Source organism: Leclercia sp. M50 (genome assembly GCF_037150775.1).
Lineage (GTDB): Bacteria > Pseudomonadota > Gammaproteobacteria > Enterobacterales > Enterobacteriaceae > Enterobacter.
On record NZ_JBBCPK010000138.1, the window covers coordinates 1 to 8283 of the forward strand.

General features: G+C 61.1%; 9 protein-coding genes. 1 reads left to right on the forward strand and 8 read right to left on the reverse strand.

Features of this window, described 5'->3' with window-relative positions; genetic code table 11:
• The 3 genes from WFM46_RS21575 to WFM46_RS21585 form a co-directional block, all read right to left on the reverse strand.
• The coding region (locus WFM46_RS21575; RefSeq protein WP_336998499.1) for a glycerate kinase type-2 family protein at window positions 1-1212 on the reverse strand (1212 nt) is incomplete at its 3' end.
• Between the two features lie 3 nt (window positions 1213-1215).
• The gene (locus WFM46_RS21580) at window positions 1216-2283 is read right to left on the reverse strand and encodes a tartrate dehydrogenase (protein ID WP_336998500.1); all 1068 of its coding nucleotides are present in this window, start codon (window positions 2281-2283) and stop codon (window positions 1216-1218) included.
• A 15-nt stretch (window positions 2284-2298) separates the two neighbouring features.
• Window positions 2299-3606 (reverse strand): MFS transporter, encoded by a 1308-nt coding sequence (locus WFM46_RS21585; protein WP_103822020.1) that lies wholly within the window; start codon window positions 3604-3606, stop codon window positions 2299-2301.
• A 129-nt stretch (window positions 3607-3735) separates the two neighbouring features.
• Between WFM46_RS21585 and WFM46_RS21590 the strand changes: the two genes are divergently transcribed.
• Window positions 3736-4632 (forward strand): LysR family transcriptional regulator, encoded by an 897-nt coding sequence (locus WFM46_RS21590; RefSeq protein ID WP_336998501.1) that lies wholly within the window; start codon window positions 3736-3738, stop codon window positions 4630-4632.
• Between the two features lie 84 nt (window positions 4633-4716).
• Here the strand turns inward: WFM46_RS21590 and pptA are convergent, their stop codons facing one another.
• From pptA to WFM46_RS21615, 5 genes are read right to left on the reverse strand one after another with little or no spacing between them, the layout of a single operon-like run.
• The gene (pptA, locus tag WFM46_RS21595) at window positions 4717-4947 is read right to left on the reverse strand and encodes a tautomerase PptA (RefSeq protein ID WP_156654533.1); all 231 of its coding nucleotides are present in this window, start codon (window positions 4945-4947) and stop codon (window positions 4717-4719) included.
• A 32-nt stretch (window positions 4948-4979) separates the two neighbouring features.
• On the reverse strand, window positions 4980-5600 hold the full coding sequence (locus WFM46_RS21600) for a glutathione S-transferase family protein (RefSeq protein WP_336998502.1): 621 nt from the start codon (window positions 5598-5600) through the stop codon (window positions 4980-4982).
• Between the two features lie 43 nt (window positions 5601-5643).
• On the reverse strand, window positions 5644-6531 hold the full coding sequence (locus WFM46_RS21605) for a transporter substrate-binding domain-containing protein (protein WP_336998503.1): 888 nt from the start codon (window positions 6529-6531) through the stop codon (window positions 5644-5646).
• Window positions 6532-6540: 9 nt separating this feature from the next.
• Window positions 6541-7314 carry an amino acid ABC transporter ATP-binding protein gene (locus WFM46_RS21610; RefSeq protein ID WP_336998504.1) on the reverse strand — a complete coding sequence of 258 codons (774 nt, stop codon included), beginning with the start codon at window positions 7312-7314 and terminating at the stop codon, window positions 6541-6543.
• Window positions 7298-8221 carry an amino acid ABC transporter permease gene (locus tag WFM46_RS21615; protein ID WP_336998505.1) on the reverse strand — a complete coding sequence of 308 codons (924 nt, stop codon included), beginning with the start codon at window positions 8219-8221 and terminating at the stop codon, window positions 7298-7300. Before WFM46_RS21615 ends, WFM46_RS21610 begins: the two co-directional genes overlap by 17 nt.
• Window positions 8222-8283: the final 62 nt, after the last annotated feature.

An 8283-nucleotide genomic window follows, 5' to 3' on the forward strand; every position in this document is an offset into this window, starting at 1 on the left:
GGTCACCACCAGATCGCCTGCGGCGGCAAAGTAGCTATAGCTGTCATGCCCGCGCAGCATCGCCTTAGCATCCAGGGCGGTGCGAGCCAGCGTATCCGGCGTGACAATCGCTCCCGCCGCATCCTCGGTGCCGTCAATCCCGTCGCTGTCCCCGGCGATGGCGTAAATTCCCGCCTCGCCCTTCAGGGCACAGGCCAGCGCCAGCAGGAACTCGGTGTTGCGCCCGCCGCGGCCACATCCCGTATCGCCAATCGTCACCGTGGTCTCTCCACCGCTCAGCAGCACCGCCGGGCCTTTTACCGGCAGGCCGTGCTGTTTCACGGATTTCGCAATCCCGGCCATCACGATACCTAATTGCGCGCTTTCCCCTTCCAGGGCATCCCCCAGGATCAGCGGGGTGTATCCCATCTTCTGCGCCACGGCTGCGGCAGCGGCCAGCGCGCCGGAGGGGGTGGCGATCAGGCGGATATCCTCGTCAATCTCTGCTGTCGTCACCGGGGCACGCGGGGTGCGTAGCACCCGCATTACCGGCTCCGGCAGTTTCAGGCCATAGCGGGCGATAATCTCCAGCGCCTCTTCTGGCGTGGAGCTGTCCGCCACCGTCGGGCCGGAGGCAATGCTCTGGGGATCGTCACCCGGTACGTCGCTGATGATAAGCGTAATCACCCGGGCAGGTAGCGCCGCCAGCGCCAGACGTCCGCCTTTGATGTCCGACAGCTGCTTGCGCACCGTGTTCATCTCGTTGATGGTCGCCCCGCTCTTCAACAGCGCTTTGTTCACCGCCTGCTTGTCGGCCAGGGTGATGCCCTGCCGCGGGAGGGCCAGCAGGGACGATCCCCCGCCGGAGATAAGCGCAATCACGCAGTCGTCGGCGGTGAGGTGCTTCACCTGCTCCATCATCAGCATTGAAGCCACTTCGCTCATGGCATCGGATACCGGGTGCGCCGCCTCGACGATACGGATTTTTTCCGTCGGCACAGCGTGCCCGTAACGCGTTACCACCACGCCCTGTAGATCCACATCCGGCCAGGCGGCCTCCAGCGCGGCGGCCATGGCGGCGCTGGCTTTCCCGGCGCCCACCACAATGCAGCGCCCGCGCGGTTTCTCCGGCAGGGCGTTAATCAGCGCCTCATGGGGGTCGGCGCTTTTCACCGCCGCCATGAAGATCTCAGTAAGCGCCCCTCGCAGGACGCTGTCGTCGTGTTGTGCCATAGATCAGCCTTCTGCAATGGCGCGGATCACCGCCTGGGTGACCTCGCGGGTGTTGGCCGTGCCGCCCACGTCCGGGGTCATGATCCCTTCGGCGCAGACCCGCTCCACCGCCGCCATCAGGCGTGCAGCGGCTTCCCCTTCCCCCAGATGCTCCAGCATCTGCGCCGCAGTCCAGAAGCTGGCGACCGGGTTGGCGATGCCTTTACCGGTGATATCAAACGCCGAGCCGTGGATCGGTTCGAACATCGACGGGAAACGCCGCTCCGGGTCGATATTGGCGGTCGGCGCAACCCCCATACCGCCCGCCAGCTCCCCCGCCAGGTCGGAGAGAATATCGGCGTGCAGGTTGGTTGCCACGATGGTATCCAGCGACTCCGGGTGGAGGGTCATGCGCACGGTCATGGCGTCCACCAGCATCTTGTCCCAGGTGACGTCCGGGAATTCGCGGGCGACTTCGGCAGCGATCTCATCCCACATCACCATCCCGTGGCGCTGGGCGTTAGACTTGGTGACAACGGTTAACAACTTACGCGGACGGGACTGCGCCAGGCGGAAGGCGTAGCGCATAATGCGCGTTACCCCGGTGCGGGTGAAGATCGCCACCTCGGTGCCCACCTCTTCCGGCAGGCCGCGGTGCGCACGACCGCCGTGGCCGGAATATTCCCCTTCCGAGTTCTCACGCACGATCACCCAGTCGAGGGTGCCGGGTACCGCCTTGCGCAGCGGGGACTGAATGCCCGGCAGAATTTTGGTTGGCCGCACGTTGGCATACTGATCAAAGCCCTGGCAGATCGGCAGGCGCAGCCCCCACAGGGTGATGTGATCCGGCACGTCCGGCGCGCCCACCGCGCCAAAATAGATGGCATCAAAGGCTTTTAACTGCTCCAGGCCATCCTCCGGCATCATCACGCCGTGGGTTTTGTAGTAGTCCGAGCCCCACTCGAAGGTATGTACTGTGAAACGCATATCTCCCTGACGCTGGGCCAGCGCGTGTAAGACCTCAACCCCTGCGGTGATCACTTCCGGGCCGATACCGTCTGCGGGGATGGCTGCAATGGCGTAATCTTTCATGGTTTTTTCCTTAAATTAATGTTTTGACTGAATTAATGTTTCGTTGGCCTGCGCCTTGCGGCTGGACGCCGATAGCCACAGCACCACCAGTGAAGAGAGGATCAGCAGCCCGGCGACAAACCACAGTCCCCAGGTATAACTGCCGGTCTGTTGCTTAATCAGGCCAATCATGAACGGACCGACGAAGCCGCCCAGGTTACCGAGGGAGTTGATGGTGGCAATCCCCGCCGCCGCCGCCGAACCAGAAAGGAACAGGGTTGGCATGCTCCACAGCGGTGGCTTAGAGGCGCTGATGCCGCAGTTAACGATGGTCAGGGCGAGGATCACCCCAACGATGCTCGCCGTGCTGCCCGCCATAAACAGCCCTGCCGCCGCCACGATGCAGGCGGCAATCACGTGCCAAGAGCGCTCACCTGTTCTGTCGGAATGACGCGCCCAGAGCACCATCGCCGCTACCGCCAGCACCGCAGGGATCGCATTCAGCAGGCCAACGGTCATGGAGGAGACGCCGAGCGTTTTGATGATCTGCGGCGACCAGATGCCCAGGGTATAGAGCCCGGCGGAGGTGCCAAAGTAGACCAGCGACAGCGCGAGAACGCGTTTATCCAGCAGCCCCTTCCAGACGCTGTGCTGGGCCGTGGCCTGTTTCGCCGCCTGCTCGCGTTGCAGGGTGGCGATCAGCCAGCCGCGCTCCTCTTCGCTGAGCCATTTCGCCTTTTCCGGGCGATCGGTGAGCCAGAACAGCACCACCACGCCGAGGATTACCGCCGGTACTGCTTCGAGAACAAACATCCACTGCCAGCCGGCAAAGCCCATCATGCCGTGCATCTCCAGCAGCGCCGCGGAGATGGGCGAGCCGAGGGCGGTGGAGATGGGTGCCGCCGCCATAAAGATGGCCGTCACCTGGGCGCGCTTTTGCGCCGGGAACCAGTAGCTTAAGTAGAGGATGATCCCCGGGAAGAAGCCCGCTTCCGCCACGCCAAGCAGAAAACGCAGGGTGTAGAAGCTGGTGGTGCCCTGGACAAAAGCCATGCCGCCGGAGACCAGCCCCCAGGTGATCATCACCCGGGCAATCCAGATGCGCGCCCCGACCTTATGCAGGATCAGGTTGGAGGGCACCTCAAACAGGAAGTAGCCGAGGAAGAAGATCCCGGCGCCGAAGCCAAACACTGCCGGGGAGAAGCCGAGGTCGGCGTTCATGGTGAGCGCCGCGAAACCGATGTTCACGCGGTCGAGGAAGGCGATGAAGTACAACAGCATGATGAAGGGTACGATGCGCAAGGTGATTTTGCGCATTACCCGTTGTTCGATTGTGCAGGTCATGTGAGGTGTTCCTCATAATTATTTTGTAGGGTACGCAGTCGGGCTGCCCTGATGAGTATGCTGATATTTCTTGCATGATCATGCGCATCGGTTTATACAAAAAAATGCAATAATCGCGAGCGACCCAAAATGGAACTACAACACCTGCGCTGTTTTCTGGCGGTAGCCGAAACCCTGCATTTCGGTCAGGCGGCCCAGCGCCTGGATATGCTGCCCTCCGCCCTGGGAAGGAATATTCGTCTTTTAGAAGAGGCACTTGGCACGCGGCTGTTTACCCGCTCGACCCGCCGGGTGGCGCTCACGGAGAACGGCGTCTTGCTGCGGGAAGAGGCACGAAAGCTGCTCGCCCATGCCGACGCGATTATGTTGCAATTTCGTCAAAATCCACGCCGGTCGCAGCCGCTTTTACGCGTCGGAACTATCGACAGCGCGGCCATCGGTTTGCTGCCCGGACTGCTGCATCTCTTCCGCCAGCACTACCCGGATGTGGAGATCCAGCTGTTCGAAGATAAGACCGTGCATCTGCTGCCGAAGCTGAAAAGCGGCAGGCTGGATCTGGTCTTTATCCGCCCGCCCGCGCAGCTCGACGCCCAGTTTGGCCGGGCATTTTTATGCAATGAGCCGGGAATTCTCGCTCTGCCCGCCAGCCATCCGTTTGCCGACCGGGAGAAGGTCGATATCGCGGAGCTGGAAGGGATGCCGATGATCCTGCCGGAGCGGCGCTCGCGCCCGCACAGCCACGACCTGACCATGAATCTTTTCCATCACGCCGGAATAGAGGTGACAGTGTCACAGATGGCGGATGAGAAGCAGACCATTATCAACCTGGTGGCAGCAGGCATTGGGCTGGCGATTGTGCCCGCCTGGAGCAGTCGCTATCTGATGCCGGGCGTGAAATTTGTGCAGCTGAACGGTGCGGAGCAGATGGGGATGCCGCTGGAGGCGGTGTGGATGGCCGGGGCGCAGGATGAGATTCGGGATAATATGCTGGCGATGCTTGAAGCGCATCCGGAGCTGTATGTTTAGCTCAGTGCGGGCTGTGTGCCGGGCGGCGCGGCGCTTGCCCGGCCTACGAATTAAGCCTTTGTAGGCCGCCGCCCGGCAAAAGGCTTACATCGAATAACCCGGCTTTTTAATCAGCTCATCCAGCTTCGGCTCAATCTCCCTGTCCCAGACCTGCGCTTTCCAGTCAGCTTCTGCGACCTCGTTCAGGGCTACGGAAATGGCGCGATCTTTACTGTTCAGATGACGGGTAATCACTTCGGCGATATCCGCCGCCAGGGCGGTTTTTTGCTCGTCGTTCAGGTCGCGCGGGAAACATTTGATATCAACGTGTGGCATGTGCAGGGCTCCTTTTGAATGAGCATTCCAGACTAGCAGAGAATAGTGTTGTCTTTTAGCACCTTGTGCAGTTTCGGGAGCTTGCACACGCTATCGGCGAGGGCCGTGATCTTCGGGGTATTGGCAGCGAACCAGTCCGGACGTGGTCCCCAGGTACGCATCACGCACAGGTAGCAGTCCACCAGCGTGATTTGCTCGCCAAAGGCGTATGGGGTGGCTTTAAGGTGATTATCCAGCCACAGGTAGAGCGATTTCCGGTATTCACGGCAGTTTTGCTGTAGCTGTTCCGGGGCGTCCGGTGCCCAGCGCTCCGGGTAGTCGGCATAGGTAAAGGTGGGATAGACGTTAGCTACCAGCCAGATCAGCAGGCGCTGAAACTGCTGGCGCTCCGCGCGTCCAACCGGAGGCGCAAGATCCGGGCAACGATCGAGGATCATCAGCGCGATCGCCGCCGTCTCCGTCATGATTTCGCCATTTTCCAGCTCGAGGGTTGGCACCTGACACAGCGGGTTGAGTTTTTCCAGCAGCTCACGGGTTGCCCCCGGCTTATCGAACCCGTCGACGTTGATAAACTGATACGGAATGTCGGCGAGGGTCAGCATCACCTCACTGATGGCTGAACCCCAGCCCGGTACGCCATACACTTTGATCATGATCGCTCCACTTCAGGGTCAAAACCCTAAGTGTAGAGCAGCATCAGTAGGTGATGCCTGGCGGATTGACCTCCGACTGCGTCACCGCTTCGCCCTGCTCGCCCCAGCGCGCCAGCACCTTCTGGTACTCTCCCCGCTGGATCGCCCCGTCGAGGGCGGCCTGTAAGGCGTATACCAGTCCGTTCCCCTTTTTGGTGGTGGTCGCCACATACGCCTTCTTCGGCCCTAAACCCACCACCCGGGTTTTGCCGGTCAGCGCCGCTTTATAGGCCGAAACCGACTGCGGGCCGAAGAAGACATCCGCCCTGCCGGACTGAATATAGAGATTGCCGGAGGCGTCGTCGGTCAGGTAGACCGGCAGCGCAGGCTCCCGCCCGGCGCTTTTGTTCTCCTCGTTCCAGCCCAGCAGAATGCGCTCCTGATTAGTGCCGGAGCCGACAATCACTTTTTTACCTGAGAGATCGGCGGCGCTTTTAATCGATTGCACCTCGCTGGTGGTTTTTACCGAGAAGGCCAGGTTATCGACGCGATAGGTGGCAAAATCAAACTTCTCTTTACGCTGCTCGGTCACCGCAATGTTCACCAGCGCCACGTCGTAGCGCCCGGAGGTGATGCCCAGCGGCCAGTCCTCCCACGCGGTCGGCACCAGCTTGAGCTTCAGACCGAGACTGCCCGCCAGCAGCCTGGCGATATCCGGATCGCTGCCGATGCGGGTGCGGTTATCGCTTGCCAGCAATGCCAGCGGCGGCGAGTTGAGCGCCGAAATAGCCACCGTCAGGGTGCCCGGTTCGACAAATTTGTAGTTAGCGGGGATCTTCGCCACCGCCTGCTTGTCCACCGTCACCGGTAATGGCTGCTCGTTAGCCTGCAAATCAATCGCGGCGTGGCTTGTGGATGCCACCATGAACAACGCCAGTAATCCCTTTTTCATCTTCACTCCTTACAGTACTTTGGACAGGAACTGTCGCGTTCGGGCGTGAGATGGACGGTTCAGCACCTCGTCGCTGCTGCCCTGCTCCACGATTTTGCCGTCGACCATAAACACCACCTGGTCCGCCACCTCCCGGGCGAAGCCGATCTCATGGGTCACCACCACCAGCGTCGTGCCGGAGCGGGCCAGCTTTTTGATCACATCCAGCACCTCGCCAACGAGTTCGGGGTCCAGCGCCGAGGTGGGTTCATCAAACAAGATCACCCGCGGACGCAACGCCAGCGCCCGGGCAATGGCGATGCGCTGCTGCTGCCCGCCAGACAGATGACGCGACCAGGCGTCGGCTTTATCCCGCAGCCCCACGACGTCCAGCAGTTCGTAAGCCCGCTCGACGGCCTCTTTACGGCTCAGCTGTTTGTGGGCGATGGGCGCTTCGATCAGGTTTTCCAGCACCGTCAGGTGCGGGAAGAGGTTGAAGTTCTGGAACACGTAGCCGACGTTGACCCGCTGTTTGAGGATCGCCTTCTCTTTCAGCTCGTACAGCGTGTTGCCCTCGCGGCGATAGCCGATGTAATCCCCGTCTATCTGGATAAAGCCTTCGTCAACGCGCTCCAGGTGGTTAATGGTGCGCAGCAGGGTCGATTTACCGGAGCCGGACGGGCCGAGGATCACCGTTACCGAGCCGGGCGGGATCTCCAGCGAGACGTTATCCAGCGCCTTGTGGCGGCCAAAGAACTTGCTCACACCGGTAATGGAAATATGTCCTTCAGGAGAGGCTGGCATGGACGGGCTCCTGTGTGGTTGGGGTGGTAACGGAACGGGTACGGGTGGCGCGGGAGCTGTTTACCGCCGAACGGCGCTCGCTGCGGGCCAGGCCTCGCTCAACCAGATGCTGAATGGCCGAGAGCACGGTAGTGATCACCAGATACCAGACGGCACCGACCATCAGCAGCGGGATCACCTCCTGGGTGCGGTTGTAGATCATCTTGATGGTGTAGAACAGCTCCGGCATGGCCAGGACGTAGACCATCGCTGTGCCCTTGGCGAGGCTGATGATTTCGTTGAACCCGGAAGGCAAAATGGTGCGCAGCGCCTGCGGAAGAATGATACGCAGGGTGCGGCGAGAGGCCGGTAAACCCAGCGCGGCTGCCGCTTCATACTGGCCGTGATCGACCCCTAAAAAGCCGCCGCGAATGATCTCCGCGGTATAGGCGCTCTGCACCAGCGTCAGCCCGACCACCGCCGTGGAGAATTGCCCCAGCACGTTGATGGTCTCAAAGCTGCCCCAGGTGATGCCGGTAAACGGCACGCCGAGCGACAGCGTGTCGTAGAGATAGGAGAAGTTGTAAAGGATGATCAGGACCACAATCAGCGGCAGGGAGCGGAAGAGCCAGATGTACCCCCAGGCGAGGCTGCTCAACAGCCACGAGGAGGACAACCGGGCCAGCGCTAACAGGCCGCCGATCACCACGCTAAGGGCGGTGCCGATCAGGGTCAGGAGTAATGTCTGCCCCACCCCTTCGAGGATCACCGGGTCGAAGAACCAGCGGGCAAACACCGCCCACTCCCAGCGGGGGTTAAAGGCTACCGACTGAATGACCACCGCCAGCACAAACAGCGCAACAATCGCCCCCACGGTGCGCAGCGGATAGCGCGCCGGGACCACTTTGATGGTTTCAACGTTGTTCATCGTCGTTCCTCAAGCTGATTTACTGAACGCTTCGCGTACCAGCGTTTTGGTGAAACGCAGCC